Source organism: Streptomyces sp. NBC_00510, from assembly GCA_036013505.1.
Classification (GTDB): Bacteria; Actinomycetota; Actinomycetes; order Streptomycetales; family Streptomycetaceae; genus Actinacidiphila.
Window position 1 is genome coordinate 5,716,833 of the sequence record CP107851.1, and the last position, 14,904, is coordinate 5,731,736.

The window sequence follows — 14,904 nt, forward strand, 5'->3', positions numbered from 1 at the left end:
GTGCACGTCACATCGCGCGGCCCGCCCTCTACCGCTGGTAACGCCTTCTGGTCTACGCTCCGGACCGTGCCAGTGAACACTGGCGCGATTCGGCAGGGGCGGCACCGAGAGGCGGCGGTATGGCCGGACACAGCGAACACGTGCGGGTTGCGGTGATCGGATCGGGGTTCGGCGGGCTCGGTGCCGCCGTACGGCTGCGACGCGAGGGGATCACCGACTTCGTCGTCCTGGAGCGTCGGGACTCCGTCGGCGGGACGTGGCGGGACAACAGCTACCCGGGGTGCGCCTGCGACGTGCCCTCGCACCTGTACTCGTTCTCCTTCGCGCCCAACCCGCAGTGGCCGCGCACCTTCTCCGGCCAGCCGCACATCCGGGCCTACCTGGAAAGGGTCGCGGACACCTTCGGCCTCCGCCCGCACCTGCGCCTCGGCACGGAGGTCACCGAGGCCCGCTGGGAGGCCGGCGCCCGGCACTGGCGCATCACCACCTCCCGCGGCGAACTCACCGCCGACGTCATGGTCTCGGCCACCGGGCCGCTGTCCGACCCCAAGCTGCCGGACGTCCCCGGTCTCGACGCCTTCCCGGGGAAGGTCTTCCACTCCTCGCAGTGGGACCACGACTTCGACCTCAAGGGCAAGCGGGTCGCCATGGTCGGCACCGGGGCCTCGGCGATCCAGATCGTGCCCGCGATCCAGCCCGAGGTGGAGCGCCTGACCGTGGTGCAGCGGACGCCCCCGTGGGTGATGCCGCGCATGGACCGCGGGATCAGCCGGGCCGAGCAGTGGCTGCACGGCAAGGTGCCGGCCACCGCCAGGGCGCGGCGCGGACTGCTCTGGCTGATCCGCGAGTTCCAGGTCGGCGCGTTCACCAAGCGCCCGGCGATGATGCGCGGCGCCCAGGCCATGGCGGCCTCGCACCTGCGCAAGGCCGTCAAGGACCCGGCGCTGCGCGCCAAGCTGACCCCCGACTACCGGATCGGCTGCAAGCGCATCCTGCTGTCCAACGACTACTACCCGGCGCTCGCGCGGCCCAACACCGAGGTCGTCGCCTCCGCGCTGAAGGAGGTGCGCGGCTCGACCCTCGTCATGGCCGACGGCACCGAGCGCGAGGCCGACGCCATCGTCTTCGGCACCGGCTTCCACGTCACCGACATGCCCATCGGCGAGCGGGTGTTCGGCGCCGACGGCCGCTCGCTGACCGAGCACTGGAAGGACGGCATGGCCGCGCTGCGCGGCTGCACCGTCGACGGTTTCCCCAACCTGCTGTTCGTCATCGGACCCAACACGGGCCTCGGGAACAGCTCGATGATCCTGATGATCGAGTCCTCGCTGAACTACGTCGCCGCGTACCTGCGCGCCCTGGACACCACCGGCGCCGCCGCGCTCGACGCGCGCCCGGAGGCCGTGCGGTCCTGGAACGAGGAACTGCAGCGCCGCATGGCGCGCACGGTCTGGAACACCGGGGGCTGCGTCAGCTGGTACCTGGACGACCAGGGCCGCAACACCACCGTCTGGCCCGGGACGACCGCGGAGTTCCGGCGCGCCACGCGCCGGCTGGAACTCCAGGAGTACGAGATCGTGCCCGCCGGTGCCCCCGGGGAGCGCCCGGAGCGCGTGGAGGTGGCCTCGTGACCGCGTCCGTCTTCGACCTCCCGGCCGCCCGTCGCACGCACTCCGTGCGGTCCGCGGACGGCACCTCGATCCACGTGGAGGAGTACGGCCCCGAGACCGGCACCGCGCCCACCGTGGTGCTGATCCACGGCTGGACCTGCAGGACCCTCTTCTGGGCCCCGCTCATCCACGAACTCGCCGGGGAGTACCGGGTCGTGGCGTACGACCAGCGCGGCCACGGCGCCAGCGGGACCCCGCGCCGCGGCGGCTACGGCACCGGCGCGCTCGCCGACGACCTCACCGCGGTCCTGGAGGCCGTCGTCGAGGGCGACGAGAAGGTGGTGCTGGTCGGCCACTCCATGGGCGGGATGACCGCGATGGCGGCCGGCGACCGCGCCGCCGTGCAGACCCGCACGGCCGCGGTGCTGCTGGCCAGCACCGGCAGCGGGCGGCTGCTCGCCGAGGCGGCGGTGCTGCCCCCGCGGGTGCGCAGCAAGCGGGTGCGCGACGCCTTCCACCGCTTCCTGCTGGTCAGTTCGGCGCCGCTCGGCCCGCAGTCCGCGGTGACCCGGGCCGCGCTCAAGTACGGGATCCTCGGCGCGGCGTCGAGCAAGGAGCTGGTGGCCGCCACCGCCCGCATCGTGCACGCCTGCGGGCGCCGGCAGCGCGCGGCGTGGGGCCGGGTACTGGCCGGGCTCGACCTGGACGCGGGCGTCTCCGCGCTGCGCGCGCCCACCGCCGTGCTCGTGGGCGGCGCCGACAAGCTCACCCCGCCGGCGCACGCGCACGGCATGGCCGCCCGGCTCTCCCGGTTCGCCGGGCTCACCGAACTGCCGGGCCTCGGCCACATGACGCCGCTGGAGGCACCGGCCGCGGTGGCGGGCGTCGTACGCACCCTCGTCGAGGACCACCTGCGGCCCGGGGCCCAGGTCAAGGAGGAGACGGCATGAGCAGGTCGCTGAACGGGCAGGTCGCGGTGGTGACCGGCGCCGCCCGTGGGGTGGGGGCGCTGCTGGCCCGCGAACTCGCCGCGCGCGGCGCCCGGTTGGCGCTGGTGGGGCTGGAGCCGGATGAACTCAAGCGCGTCGCCGCGGAGATCGGCCCCGACACCGGGTACTGGACGGCCGACGTCACCGACCGGGAGGCCATGGCCCGCGTGGCCGGGGAGGTCGTGGAGCGCTACGGACGCGTCGACGTCGTGGTCGCCAACGCCGGTGTGGCGACCGGCGGTCCGTTCCTGGACGTGGACCCCGCCGACTTCGAACGCGTCATCCAGGTCAACCTGCTGGGCAGCGTGGTCACCGCCCGGGCCTTCCTGCCCGCCCTGCTCGCCTCGCGCGGCTACCTGCTGCAGATCGCCTCGCTCGCCGCGATCACCCCGGCGCCGCTGATGACCGCGTACTGCGCGAGCAAGGCGGGGGTGGAGTCCTTCGCGCACTGCCTGCGCGCGGAAGTCGGCGTCAAGGGCGTCAAGGTCGGTGTGGGGTACCTGAGCTGGACCGACACCGACATGGTGCGGGGCGCCGACGAGGACGACGTGATGCGCGAGGCCCGCGCACGGCTGCCCTGGCCGGCCAACCGCACCTACCCGCTGGAGCCGGCGGTCGGGCGCATCGCGGACGGGATCGCCCGCCGCTCGCCGCACGTCTACGCCCAGTGGTGGCTGCGCGGAATGCAGTCCGTGCGCGGGTACTTGCCGGGCCTGATCGGGGGTGCCCTGGGGCGGCGCGAAATGCGCCGCCTGGAGCCGAGGATCGCCGCCGCGGGCGGCATCCGGCACGGACTCGTCGGCCGCGGCGGCGCGGCCGACGAGCGGGCCCGGTCGGAAAGGCCCGTCTGACCAGCGCTGTTCACGGAACGCGTTCGTCCGAAGTGCGTACTGTGTCCGGCCGTGTCAGCCTGGTCGAGGCCCATTCCATACATCACGAAGGAGTGATCATGGGCAAGAACGACCCCACGCGAAACAAGGCCGGGCAGCAGAACCGCCCGCAGGCTCAGCCCCAGGCCCAGGAGCGCATCGGCCAGACCCGCGAGCGCGCTCAGGGCCCGGCAGGCGAGCCGATGCGCCAGCAGGGCAAGCAGCAGCACCGCGAGCCCGGCCACGGCCAGCCGTCCAGGACGTCCCCGCAGTCGATGCCCAAGGGCGACCGCCAGCGTTCGCTGGAGGAGATCGACGAGCGGCAGGACCGGGACAGCTGACCCGCGTGGTCCAGGCGTGAGCGTGGAGGGGTGCGCCCGTTCAGGGCGCGCCCCTTCCATCGTCCCTGATGGGGAGGGGCTCAGGGACGCGGCGGGAGCGGGGGCCGACGCCGGTCCGGGCGGTCGGACAGATCGGGCGGTGTGGAGGCCGGGTGCTTCTCCAGCAGGTCAAGTGCCGTCTGCACGGCGACCTCCAGGTCGGTGCGGCGGCCCTCCGCCCAGTCCAGCGGGGTGCGGATGATCGGGATGTCCGGCTCCACGCCGTAGTTCTCCACCGACCAGCCGTAGGCCTCGAACCAGGCGGCGTTCATCGGCACCGTGATCACCGTGCCGTCGCCCAGCCGGTGCCGGCCGGTCATGCCGACCACGCCGCCCCAGGTGCGGTGGCCCACCACCGGGCCGATGCCCAGCAGCCGGAACGTGGCGGTGATCATGTCGCCGTCGGAGGCCGTCGCCTCGTCCGCCAACGCCACGATCGGCCCGCGCGGGGCGTTGCCCGCGTAACTCACCGGCTGCGCGTGCCGGGTGTGGTCCCAGCCGAGGATCTTGCGGGTCAGGCTCTCCACCACCAGGTCGCTGATGTTGCCGCCGGCGTTGCCGCGCACGTCGACGATGAGCGCCGGATGCACGATCTCGATGCGCAGGTCGCGGTTGAACTGCGCCCAGCCCGAGCCCCCCAGGTCGGGGATGTGCAGGTAGCCGCACCTGCCCTCGCTCAACGCCCGGACGACCGCGCGTCGTTTGGCCACCCAGTCCTGGTAGCGCAGCGGCCGTTCGTCCACCAGCGGCACCACCGCGACCCGGCGCGGATGTCCGCCGTCGGGCGGGGTGAAGGTCAGCTCCACCGTGGTGCCGCCCGCGGCCGACAGCAGCGGACCGGGTCCGGCGACCGGGTCGACGGCACGGCCGTCGACGTGGGTGAGCGTCGCGCCCTCCAGGACGCCGGTGCCGGCCAGCGGCGAACGGGCCTTGGAGTCCGAGGACTCGCCGGGCAGGATGCGTGCGAGCACCCACCGGCCGTCCTTGGTGTGGACGAAGTTGACCCCGAGCAGCCCGATCGGCCGCTGGTAGTGCGGCGGCCCCTCGCTGCGGCGGGCGGGCGCCACGTACGCGTGCGAGGTGCCCAGTTCGCCCAGGACCTCGCGCTGCAGGTCGGCGAACTCGTCCGGGGTGGCGACCCGTTCGACCAGCGGACGGTACTGGTCGAGGATCGCCGGCCAGTCGATGCCGCACATGTCCGGCGCCCAGAAGTAGTCGCGGATGATCCGCCCGGCCTCGTCGAACGCCTGCCGCCACTCGGCGGGCGGGTTCGCCTCGTGCAGGATCCGGCGCATGTCGATGTAGACGGTGGAGTCCAGGTCACCCGGCTCGTACGCCGGGACCACCGTCAGGTCGCCCTCGTCGAAGACCACCAGCTGCGTCCCGTCGCCGCTGACCCGGTACCAGTCCATGTGCCGCACCAGCTCGACGCGCTTGGACTTGGCCAGGCCGAAGTACTCCAGCGTGGGGCGCGCGGAGGGGTCGGTCGGATTGACGAAGGTCTCGCCGAGCGCGCCGGAGATCGGCCAGCGCAGCCAGGTCAGCCCGCCCCGGACCGCCTCCAGCGAGCTGTACTTGGAGGCGGGCACAGGGAAGGGCGTCACCCGCATCGGCAGCCCGGCCGCCTCCACCGCCAGCGGCCCCTCGGCGAAGCCGGTCGGGTCCAGCCCGCCCCCCGGCGGGCGGCCCTCCACGGGCAGCGCGAAGGGCGAGGGCGTCGCCGAGTGCAGCGGTACCAGGTGCGGGCGGCAGCCCAGCGGGAAGGACAGGTCGCCGGTGTGCACGTCGTACACCGGGTCGAAGCCGCGCCAGGACAGGAAGGCCAGGTAGCGCCCGTCACGGGTGAAGACCGGCTGCTCGTCCTCGAAACGGCCGTTGGTGACGTCGATGAGGGTGTGCTTGCCGGTCTCCGGATCGGGGCTGAGCCGGGCGATCCGGATCTTCCGCAGCGAACGGCCGATGACCGGGTGGGACCAGGCGATCCAGTTGGAGTCCGGGGAGAAGGCCAGGTCACGGACGGGTCCGTTGGTGGAGCGGACGAGCTCGGCCACGACGCCCGACTCCGCGTCGACCATGAGCAGCCGCCCGTCGTGGGAGGCGACGGCGAGGATCTGGCCGTCGGGCGAGGGCACCAGTTCGTGGACGCGGCCGAGCAGCCCGCACGCCAGCCGTGTGCCGCCGCTGCGGCACGGGGGCCGCGGCAGCGTCTGCCCCTCGGCGGACGCCGCGTCCTCCGCCGTTTCCTCCTCCTCCGCCGCCTCCTCCGTGGCCCGCAACGCCTGCGCGACGGCGTCGTCGGCGTCGGCGATGTCGGCCGCGGCCAGCGCCGCGGGGCGGCCCGGCAGCGCGGCGATCTCGATGGCGTCCTCGCCCTCGGCGTCGGTGACGAAGGCGATCCGCCCGGTGTCGCCCAGCATGACCGGCAGCCGGACCCGCGACCCGGGCACGTCGGAGATGGTGCGCGCGGGCCCGTCGCGGTGGGTGAGCCAGTACAGGCTGCCGCGCACGCACACCGCGCTGGCGCGGCCGGTGCGGTCCACGGCCAGCCCGTCCAGGTACGCCGAGGCCGGGACCTGGTACGGACGCCGGCCGGCGCGCGGGCCGCCGAGGTCGACCGCGACGCGGCGCGGCACCGATTCCGGGCCGAGGTCGTCGACCAGCCACACCTCACCCGCGCACTGGTAGACCACGCGCGTGCCGTCGGTCGCGGCGCTGCGGGCGTAGAAGTCGGCGTGGTCGGTGTGCCGCCGCAGGTCCGTGCCGTCCGGCAGGCAGGAGTACAGGTTGCCGACGCCCTCGTGGTCGGAGAGGAAGGCGATGCGCCCCGCCACGAACATCGGCGACTCCAGGTGGCCGTCGACCTCCGGCACCAGCCGCCGGCACTGCAGCCACAGCCGCCCCGTCGCCCCGCCCCGGTACCGCTTCCACGAGGCCGGTTCGTGCGGCGCGGTCGCCGTCAGCAGCAGCGTCCGGTGCTCGCCCTCGGCGCTGTCGTCCACGGCGATGTCCGACACCGGGCCCCAGGGCAGACGGCTGCCCGGGCCGCCCTCGTCGGGGATCGCGTAGGCCCACGTGTAGTGCGAGAACGGCTCGCCGTGCGACGAGACCGCCAGGATCCGGCCGTCCGGCGCCCAGGAGCGCACGCGCGTGTCGGTGCTGCCCCAGTAGGTCAGCCGGCGGGCCGGGCCGCCCTCGACCGGCGCGACGTACACCTCGGGGTCGAGGGAACGCCAGCTGTTGAAGGCGATCACGGAGCCGTCGGGCGAGAAGCGCGGATGCCCGACCCGGATCCGGTCGGCCGTCACCCGCCACGCGCGCCCCTCGTCCAGGGGCGCGACCCAGATGTCGTCCTCGGCGACGAAACAGAGCCGCTCGCCGTGAACATGCGGAAACCGGAGGTATGCGGCGTCGCTCACTCATCCATCGTTCGCGGCTCCCGGAGCCCGGGCAACTTTTCCGGTCCGCGTCAGCCCAGGCACTCCCGCACCGCGCGGACCAGTGCCTGGGCACGGGGATCGGCGGTGACGTTCTTCTGCATGCCGTTGGTGACGTATCCGAAGGCCACGCCCTCGCCGGGGTCCGCGAAGCCCAGCGACCCGCCGCGGCCGGGGTGGCCGAAGGAGCCGGGGGACAGGAGCGGGGCGGCCGGGCCGTGCAGCATGAAGCCCAGGCCGAAGCGGGTGTTCACCACCAGCACGCGGTCCGGGCCCTCCGACTCCGGGGTGCGTGCCGAGGTGAGCGTCGCCGGGGCGAAGAGCCGCGCCCCGGGGCCCTCGACCTCCCCGATCAGCGCGGCGTAGAAGCGGGCCAGCGAGCGCGCGGTGGCGATCCCGCCGGAGGCCGGCAGCTGCGCCGCGTGGTACGCGGGGTCGTTCTCGTCCGGCAGCGGATCGATCGCGCCGAACGCGCGCCGGGTCAGCGACGACGGGTCCTCGTACGCCTCGGTCACGTTCCGCTTGGGTCGCGCCCGCAGCCCGGCCGCGGCCGGCGGCGGCGGGGTCTCCACGGCGGCGATCCGCCCGACGCGGCGCTCCTCGCCCGCGGGCAGCCCGACCCACAGGTCCAGGCCGAGCGGGCGGGCGATCTCCTCCGCCACGTAGCGCCCTATGGACCGGCCGCCGCTCGCCCGCTGCACCAGCTCGCCGATCAGCCAGCTGTAGGTCTGCGCGTGGTAGCCGTGGTCCGTCCCCGGCGCCCAGAACGGGGCCTGGGCCGCGAGCGCCCGCGGTCCGCTGCTGCCGTCCTGCGCCTGGCCCGGGCTCAGCGGGGTGTCCAGCGCCGGCACACCGGCCCGGTGCGCCAGGGCGTCGCGGAACGTGACCCGCTCCTTGCCGGCGGTCTTGAACTCGGGCCAGTACGTGCCGACGGGCGCGTCCAGGTCCAGCTGGCCCCGTTGGTGCAGCAGGAGCAGGCACGCCGCGGCCACGCCCTTCGTCGCCGAGCGCACCACCTGCGCGGTGTCCTGCGCCCAGGGCGCGCCCCCGTCCCCGTCGGCGGAGCCCGCCCACAGGTCCACGACCTTGCGGCCGTCCCGGTACAGCGCCACGGCCGCGCCGCGCTCGCCCCGCTCCTCGAAGTTCCGGACGAAGGCCTCCCGGACCGGCTCGAAGCCTTCCGTCACTGCCCCGTGGACGTCCACCACAGCCCGTGCTCCCACCATGCGCCGCCGTTGTTGCTCCTCCCATGGTGCCTCCCGCCCGCGACCGGTCCGGACCGGGGTCGGCACGGCGCGGCAGCGCGAAGGGGTGTCCCGGGAAGCGGTCAGGCGGTCGCCTTCGCCGCCGCGCGGCCCGCCGTACGGCCGGAGAAGATGCAGCCGCCGAGGAAGGTCCCCTCCAGCGAGCGGTAGCCGTGCACCCCGCCGCCGCCGAAGCCGGCCGCCTCACCCGCCGAGTACAGCCCGGGCAGCGGCTCGCCGTCGGCGCGCAGCACCCGCGCGTCCAGGTCGGTCGCCATCCCGCCGAGCGACTTGCGGGTCAGGATGTTCAGCCGCACGGCGATCAGCGGGCCCGCCTTCGGGTCCAGCAGCCGGTGCGGCGCCGCGGTGCGGATCAGCTTGTCGCCGATGTAGTTGCGGGCCCCGCGGATCGCGGTGACCTGCAGGTCCTTGGTGAAGGTGTTGGTGATCTCGCGGTCGCGGGCCTCGATCTCGCGGCGCAGCGCGGTCTCGTCGATCAGGTCGTCCTTGGTGATCGCATTCATGCCGCGCACCAGCGCCGCCAGGTCGTCCTCGACGACGAAGTCGACGCCGTGCTCCTTGAACGCCTCGACCGGGCCCGGGGCTCCCGGCAGCGCGCGCTTGAGCACGTCACGCACGCTCTTGCCGGTCAGGTCCGGGTTCTGCTCGGAGCCCGACAGCGCGAACTCCTTCTCGATGATCTTCTGGGTGAGGACGAACCACGTGTACTCGTGCCCGGAGCGCATGATGTGCTCCAGCGTCCCCAGTGTGTCGAAGCCCGGGAAGAGCGGCACCGGCAGGCGCTTGCCGGTCGCGTCCAGCCACAGGGAGGACGGCCCCGGCAGGATGCGGATGCCGTGCCTGGCCCAGATCGGGTTCCAGTTCTCGATGCCCTCGGTGTAGTGCCACATCCGGTCGCCGTTGATCAGGTGCGCCCCGGCCGCCTCGGCGATCCCCAGCATCAGGCCGTCCACGTGCGCCGGAACGCCCGACAGCAGCTTGCGCGGTGGCGTGCCCAGCCGCTCCGGCCAGGCCTTGCGCACCAGGTCGTGGTTGCCGCCGATGCCGCCCGAGGTGACGACCACCGCCTGCGCCCTGAGCTGGAACTCCGCGCGGATCTCCCGCGAACTCGCCTGGCCGCGCTCGGCGTCGCTGTCCACCAGGACCTCGCCCGCCACGCCGTCCACCGTGTCGCCCGTCGTCGTCAGCGCCGTCACGCGGTGCCGGAAACGCAGCTCCACCAGGCCCTTGGCCACCGCCTCCCGCACCCGGCGGACGAACGGCGCCACGACGCCCGGCCCGGTGCCCCAGGTGATGTGGAAGCGGGGCACCGAGTTGCCGTGCCCGGTGGCGAGGTAGCCCCCGCGCTCCGCCCAGCCGACCACCGGGAAGAACCGTATCCCCTGCGCGTGCAGCCAGGACCGCTTCTCGCCGGCGGCGAAGTCCACGTACGCCTCGGCCCACTTGCGCGGCCAGTGGTCCTCGGCACGGTCGAAGCCGGCGGTCCCCATCCAGTCCTGCAGGGCGAGTTCGCGGCTGTCCTTGATCCGCATCCGGCGCTGCTCGGGGGAGTCGACGAGGAACAGCCCGCCGAAGGACCAGAACGCCTGGCCGCCGAGGTTGCTCTCCGGCTCCTGGTCGAGCAGGAGGACCTTGCGGCCCGCGTCGGCCAGCTCGGCCGTCGCGACCAGGCCCGCCAGCCCCGCTCCGACGACGATGACGTCCGCGTCCAGCGCCATGGTGTGCCTTTCCGCTCCCCTTTGGTGTGCAGGCACGTTACGCTACGCGCGAGTAAGGAGGCGAGAGGGCAGCGCCTCTCAACATCGCTCGCCGGCGGGGGATGACTCCATGCGCAGGTTCGAGGGACACGTTGCCGTCGTCACCGGAGGTGCCCAGGGCATCGGCGCGGCGACCGCCCGGCGCCTGATGTCCGAGGGCGCGGACGTCCTGCTGGCCGACCTGGACGGGGAGCGTGCCGCCGCGACGGCGGAGGCCCTCGGCAAGGAGACCGGCGGCCGGGCCGCGGCGGTGGCGTGCGACGTCGTCGACCAGGCCGCGGTGGACGCCGCCATGGCGTACGCCGCCGAACGCTTCGGGCGGCTCGACGTGCTCGTCAACAACGCCTACGCCTGCCACGTGGACCCGCCGCGGTTCGAGGACATCCCCGACGCGGAGTGGTACGAGGACCTTGAGGTCACCCTCACCGGGGCCATGCGCTGCGCCCGCGCGGCGCTTCCGCTGCTGGCGGAGGCGGGCGGGCGCGGGGCGATCGTCAGCATCGGCTCCGTCAACGGGCACATGAACTTCGGCAACCACGCCTACAGCGCCGCCAAGGCGGGCCTCGCCTCGCTGACCCGCACGCTGGCCGTGCACGCCGCCCCGCGCGGCGTCCGGGTCAACCTCGTCGCCCCCGGCACGGTGCGGACGCCCGCGTGGGCGGGGCGCGACGAGGCCCTCGACCGCCTCGCCGGGGTGTACCCCCTCGGGCGGGTCGGCGAGCCCGACGACATCGCGGCGGCCGTCGCGTTCCTCGCCTCCCAGGACGCGTCCTGGATCACGGGCCTCACGCTCCCCGTCGACGGGGGCATCCTCGTCAACGGGTCCGGCTTCCGCGCGGCGTTGGACTGACGCCCGGGGTCGTGGCCGCGGCCGGTTGGTGCGGGCCTGCGCGCGTGCATGGTGAGCCGGGGTCGGGGCCTGCGGGGCTGGGCATTCTGGACCGCATATTTATGTGCATGGCGGGCGGCACTTGTTGTGCCGCCCGTGCCGCACAACAAATACACGTCAGCGTCCAGAACGCCCACCCTCCCCCAGCCTTCGGCCGGGGGTGCCCCCAACGACCCCGCCCCCTCCCTATCGCCGGCGACCAACGGCCGGAGGGGGTTCAGAACGCGGTCCGGGGTCGCCGCAAGTGCCCCACTGACCCCCACTGGCCGTCAGTCGCCCCAACACACTGGAGGGGGTGTGGCGGGGTGCGCCCATGGGGGTCCCCCCGGCCGAAGGCTGGGGGAGACGAGCGGCGGACCCGGGCGCCGAACGATGTTGGGCCAAACCGCGAGCGCTGTGGGGGTCCTTCGGCCGAAGGCTGGGGGAGTGCGCCGGCGCGGCACCGACCCCACACGTACGCAGCGAGGCGGTCACTGACCGCGCCGGGCAATCGGGCGGGAGGGCGGGAGAACCGCCCGCCGCAGGCGCAACGGACCCGCACACAACCACCGGGCCGCAGACGAACGCGCGGTCACACGTGAAGCATGAGCCCGATCCCGGCCACAACCACGAGCGCCGCGACGATGCGCGGGCGCCCCACCCGCTCCTTGAAGAAGACCGCCCCGATGACCGCCCCCGCGATGATGGAGGTCTCCCGGAGGGCGGCGATCGGCGCGAGGGCGCCCCGCGTCTGGGCCCACAGGACGAGGCCGTACGCGGACATGGACAGCGCCCCGCCGAGCAGCCCGCGGGCGGCGACCGGGCGCAGTTGCGCGGGGAGCGCGGCGCGGCGCACCGCGAGGGCGCAGCACACGAGCAGGACGCCCTGGATGAGCAGGAGCCAGGCGACGTAGCCCAGGGCGGTGCCGGACGCGCGGACGCCGACCCCGTCGACCACGGTGTACGCCGCGATGGTCAGGCCGGTGCCCACGGCCGCGCCCACCGCCGGCCAGTCCTTGCCGCGGCCGCGCATGCCCCACAGGGCGGCCCCGCCGAGCCCGGCGGAGGCGACGAGGACGCCCGCTGTCTGCAGGGCGTCCGGCACCTCGCCCACGAAGACCGCCGCCAGCAGTGTCACGACCATGGGGGCGACACCGCGCGCGATGGGGTACACCTGCCCGAAGTCCCCCAGCGTGAAGGACTTCATCAGCAGGTACATGTACGCCATGTGGATCCCCACCGACACGATCAGGTAGGGCCAGGCGTCCCCCGCGGGCAGCGGGGCGAACCCGGCGATCGCCGCGCCGCAGATCGCTCCGCCGCCCCCGACGAGGGTGAACGCGACGAGCTGGTCCTTGATGCCGTGGGCGATGGCGTTCCACGCCGCGTGGGTGACCGCCGCGAGCAGGACGGCCGTCGCTATCAGGGGCGTCACGCGGTGCGTTCGCGGACGTCGGCGAGGGTCGCCCCGGCGTGCCCGACCAGTTCGGCGGGTGCCATGGGGAAGACGGTGTGCGGGGTGCCGGCGGCCGCCCACACGGTGCCGTGCGCCAGCAGCCCCCGGTCGGCGAGGACGGTGGTGCGGGTCCGGTGACCGAAGGGGGGTACGCCGCCGATGGCGTACCCCGTGGTCTCGCGCACCAGGTCCGCGTCGGCCCGGCGTACCTCGCTCGCGCCGAGTTCGGCGCGGACCCGCTCCACGTCGACCCGGGACGCGCCGTCCATCAGCACCAGCACCGGGACGCCGTCCGCCGCGAAGATCAGGGACTTGACGATCTGGCCGAGCTCGCAGCCGATCGCCGCGGCGGCCTGCGCCGCGGTGCGGGTCGCGTCCGGGAAGGCGCGCACGGGTACCTGGAGCCCCAGCGCGGTGAGTGCCTCCGCGAACCGGGGATGGGCTGCAGCTGATGTCGACATGGCCGGCACGCTAGCGCTCGGCGGGGCCGGGGTGCCAAGCCATTTGCGGGCGGGTCACGAGGCGGCCTTCAGCACCGAGGCCACGATCGGCCCGGCGGAGTCGCCGCCGTGCCCGCCCTCCAGGACCATCCCGGCGGCGGCGACGTCACCGCGGTAGGCGAGGAACCACCCATTGGGCTGTTCCTGGCCGCCGACCTCCGCGGAGCCGGTCTTGGCGCCGACGTCGCCGTAGACCCCGCGCATCGCGCCGGCGGCGGTGCCGCTCGACGCGGTCAGCCGCATCATCGACTTGAGGTTGCTCCGCACGCCGGACGGGAGGGCGCTGCCCGCCTTCGCGAGGGGACCCTCGATCAGGTCGGCGGCCACCAGCCGGGGCTGGCGGAACACCCCGTTCTGCACGGTGGCGGCGACGGAGGCCATGTTGAGCGGGCTCATCTGTATCTGGCCCTGGCCGATCATCTCCTCCGTCATCTCGTCGCCCGGGCCGCCGGGGACTCGGCCGTCCCAGGCCGGGACGCCGACGTTCCAGGTCCGGCCGAAGCCGTAGTAGCGCTGGGCGACCGAGGGGACCGAGGACTGGTCGAGGTGGCCGGCGAGCTTGATGAAGCCGGTGTTGCAGGAGATCGCGAAGTCCCGCTGGAAGGTGGCCGACGGGTCGGAGGAGCTCTCCACGTTGTGGAACATCTTGCCGTTGTCGAAGTTCGCGGTCGCCGGGCACGGCGCCGGGGTGCCCGGGGACACGCCCTTCTCCAGCAGGGCGGTCGCGGTGACGACCTTGAAGGTGGAGCCGGGGGCGACCTGCGCGTTGAAGGCGTTGTTGTTGTCGCTCGCCGGGTTGTTGGCGAAGGCGAGGATCTCGCCCGTGCCGGTCCTGACCGCCGCGACCGAGGACTGGCTGCTGCGCTTGACCGCCTGCTCGGCGGCCTTCTGGAGCGTGGCGTCCAAGGTGGTGGGGAGCTTCGCGGCCGTGCCCTTGGTGATCACGTGCAGCGTCTGCCCGGGGCCGTCGGCGCCGTTCACCCAGGTCTCGATGCCCGCCTTGCCGCCGGAGAGCTTGGCCCCGTAGCGCTCGCGGAGCTGGGGCAGCACCGAGGCCAGGGACGGGTAGTCGTCGGCGTCCAGCTCCTTGCCGTTGCGGTCGACGACGACCACCGGCGGCGAGGCGGCCTCACCGGTCTCCAGCGACTGACCTGCCGTCAGTTTGGGGTGCAGCACCGCGGGTTGCCAGTCGACCAGGGGGCGATGGGTGGTCTCGCCGCGGAAGACGGTGAGGGCCGAGGAGTACGTCCACGTGGAGGACTTGCCCTGGTAGGAGAGCGAGGCCACGACCTTGAACGGCACCACGGCCCCCTGGGCCGCGCCCGGCGTCAGCCGTACGCGGGCGACGTGCGCCTGCTTCCGGTACGCGGACAGGTCCGTGGAGGCCTCCGCCGCGTCGTTGGTGAGGGCCCCCGCCGCGGTGGTGTCCCCCTTGGCCCACGCGGCCAGGAAGTCCGCGGCGGTCTTCTTCACCTCCGCCGCGGTCGGCGGCCCGGTCTCCACCGGGGCGGCCTCCTTGGAGAAACCGCCGCCCCCGGCCAGCCCGTTGTAGATGTTGTACGCCCCGTACCCCGCGGTCCCCACCAGTCCCGCGGTCAGCGTGGCGACGATCCCCAGCTTCACACCTCGGCGCATGGCACCGACCCTCCCCGTGGTCCCCCTGAACATGTTCAAAATTGAGGCAATGCAAGCGCACTCTACGGGACGGAGAGGGGCCTGAGGCCGTCGACCGGGTCACAGCTTCGGCACGCGCTTCCCATCGATCGGGAAAGTCCG

At 73.8% G+C, this 14,904-nt stretch carries 11 protein-coding genes; 5 read left to right on the forward strand and 6 right to left on the reverse strand.

What is annotated here, in order from left to right:
- Positions 1-119: 119 nt before the first annotated feature.
- From OG937_25910 to OG937_25925, 4 genes are all read left to right on the forward strand, one after another.
- Positions 120-1,631, forward strand: coding sequence for an NAD(P)/FAD-dependent oxidoreductase (locus OG937_25910; GenBank protein WUD74885.1), 1,512 nt, complete (start codon positions 120-122; stop codon positions 1,629-1,631).
- Positions 1,628-2,560: an alpha/beta hydrolase gene (locus OG937_25915; GenBank protein WUD74886.1), complete on the forward strand. Its 933-nt coding sequence runs from the start codon at positions 1,628-1,630 to the stop codon at positions 2,558-2,560. The genes OG937_25910 and OG937_25915 overlap by 4 nt, the downstream gene beginning before the upstream one ends.
- Positions 2,557-3,450: an SDR family oxidoreductase gene (locus OG937_25920; GenBank protein WUD74887.1), complete on the forward strand. Its 894-nt coding sequence runs from the start codon at positions 2,557-2,559 to the stop codon at positions 3,448-3,450. Before OG937_25915 ends, OG937_25920 begins: the two co-directional genes overlap by 4 nt.
- Before the next feature lie 98 nt (positions 3,451-3,548).
- The gene (locus OG937_25925; GenBank protein WUD74888.1) at positions 3,549-3,809 is read left to right on the forward strand and encodes a hypothetical protein; all 261 of its coding nucleotides are present in this window, start codon (positions 3,549-3,551) and stop codon (positions 3,807-3,809) included.
- Between the two features lie 80 nt (positions 3,810-3,889).
- On the opposite strand, the gene OG937_25930 is transcribed toward OG937_25925, so the two are convergent.
- The 3 genes from OG937_25930 to OG937_25940 all read right to left on the reverse strand — a co-directional run bounded on the left by OG937_25930 (position 3,890) and on the right by OG937_25940 (position 10,265).
- Positions 3,890-7,264 carry a S41 family peptidase gene (locus OG937_25930; protein WUD74889.1) on the reverse strand — a complete coding sequence of 1,125 codons (3,375 nt, stop codon included), beginning with the start codon at positions 7,262-7,264 and terminating at the stop codon, positions 3,890-3,892.
- A gap of 50 nt (positions 7,265-7,314) precedes the next feature.
- Entirely contained in the window at positions 7,315-8,508 is a 1,194-nt protein-coding gene (locus OG937_25935) for a beta-lactamase family protein (GenBank protein ID WUD74890.1), read from the reverse strand.
- A gap of 101 nt (positions 8,509-8,609) precedes the next feature.
- Complete coding sequence (locus tag OG937_25940) at positions 8,610-10,265, reverse strand: FAD-binding dehydrogenase (GenBank protein ID WUD74891.1); 1,656 nt, start codon at positions 10,263-10,265, stop codon at positions 8,610-8,612.
- Positions 10,266-10,374: 109 nt separating this feature from the next.
- On the opposite strand from OG937_25940, the gene OG937_25945 reads away from it, so the two are divergent.
- Positions 10,375-11,154 carry an SDR family oxidoreductase gene (locus tag OG937_25945; GenBank protein WUD74892.1) on the forward strand — a complete coding sequence of 260 codons (780 nt, stop codon included), beginning with the start codon at positions 10,375-10,377 and terminating at the stop codon, positions 11,152-11,154.
- A gap of 610 nt (positions 11,155-11,764) precedes the next feature.
- On the opposite strand, the gene OG937_25950 is transcribed toward OG937_25945, so the two are convergent.
- Genes OG937_25950 through OG937_25960 form a run of 3 tightly spaced genes read right to left on the reverse strand, consistent with a single transcriptional unit; the run spans position 11,765 to position 14,763 of the window.
- Entirely contained in the window at positions 11,765-12,607 is an 843-nt protein-coding gene (locus tag OG937_25950; GenBank protein ID WUD74893.1) for a DMT family transporter, read from the reverse strand.
- Positions 12,604-13,089, reverse strand: a complete 486-nt coding sequence (locus OG937_25955; GenBank protein WUD74894.1) for a YbaK/EbsC family protein — start codon at positions 13,087-13,089, stop codon at positions 12,604-12,606. Before OG937_25955 ends, OG937_25950 begins: the two co-directional genes overlap by 4 nt.
- 54 nt (positions 13,090-13,143) lie before the next feature.
- Positions 13,144-14,763, reverse strand: a complete 1,620-nt coding sequence (locus tag OG937_25960) for a penicillin-binding transpeptidase domain-containing protein (GenBank protein ID WUD74895.1) — start codon at positions 14,761-14,763, stop codon at positions 13,144-13,146.
- Between the last annotated feature and the right edge of the window lie 141 nt (positions 14,764-14,904).

Bases quoted from the DNA above. Each gene is read 5' to 3' on its own strand.
- OG937_25910 (WUD74885.1), top strand. From the start codon at position 120: ATGGCCGGACACAGCGAACACGTGCGGGTTGCGGTGATCGGATCGGGG.
- OG937_25920 (WUD74887.1), top strand. From the start codon at position 2,557: ATGAGCAGGTCGCTGAACGGGCAGGTCGCGGTGGTGACCGGCGCCGCC.
- OG937_25925 (WUD74888.1), top strand. From the start codon at position 3,549: ATGGGCAAGAACGACCCCACGCGAAACAAGGCCGGGCAGCAGAACCGC.
- OG937_25935 (WUD74890.1), bottom strand. From the start codon at position 8,508: ATGGTGGGAGCACGGGCTGTGGTGGACGTCCACGGGGCAGTGACGGAA.
- OG937_25940 (WUD74891.1), bottom strand. From the start codon at position 10,265: ATGGCGCTGGACGCGGACGTCATCGTCGTCGGAGCGGGGCTGGCGGGC.
- OG937_25945 (WUD74892.1), top strand. From the start codon at position 10,375: ATGCGCAGGTTCGAGGGACACGTTGCCGTCGTCACCGGAGGTGCCCAG.
- OG937_25955 (WUD74894.1), bottom strand. From the start codon at position 13,089: ATGTCGACATCAGCTGCAGCCCATCCCCGGTTCGCGGAGGCACTCACC.
- OG937_25960 (WUD74895.1), bottom strand. From the start codon at position 14,763: ATGCGCCGAGGTGTGAAGCTGGGGATCGTCGCCACGCTGACCGCGGGA.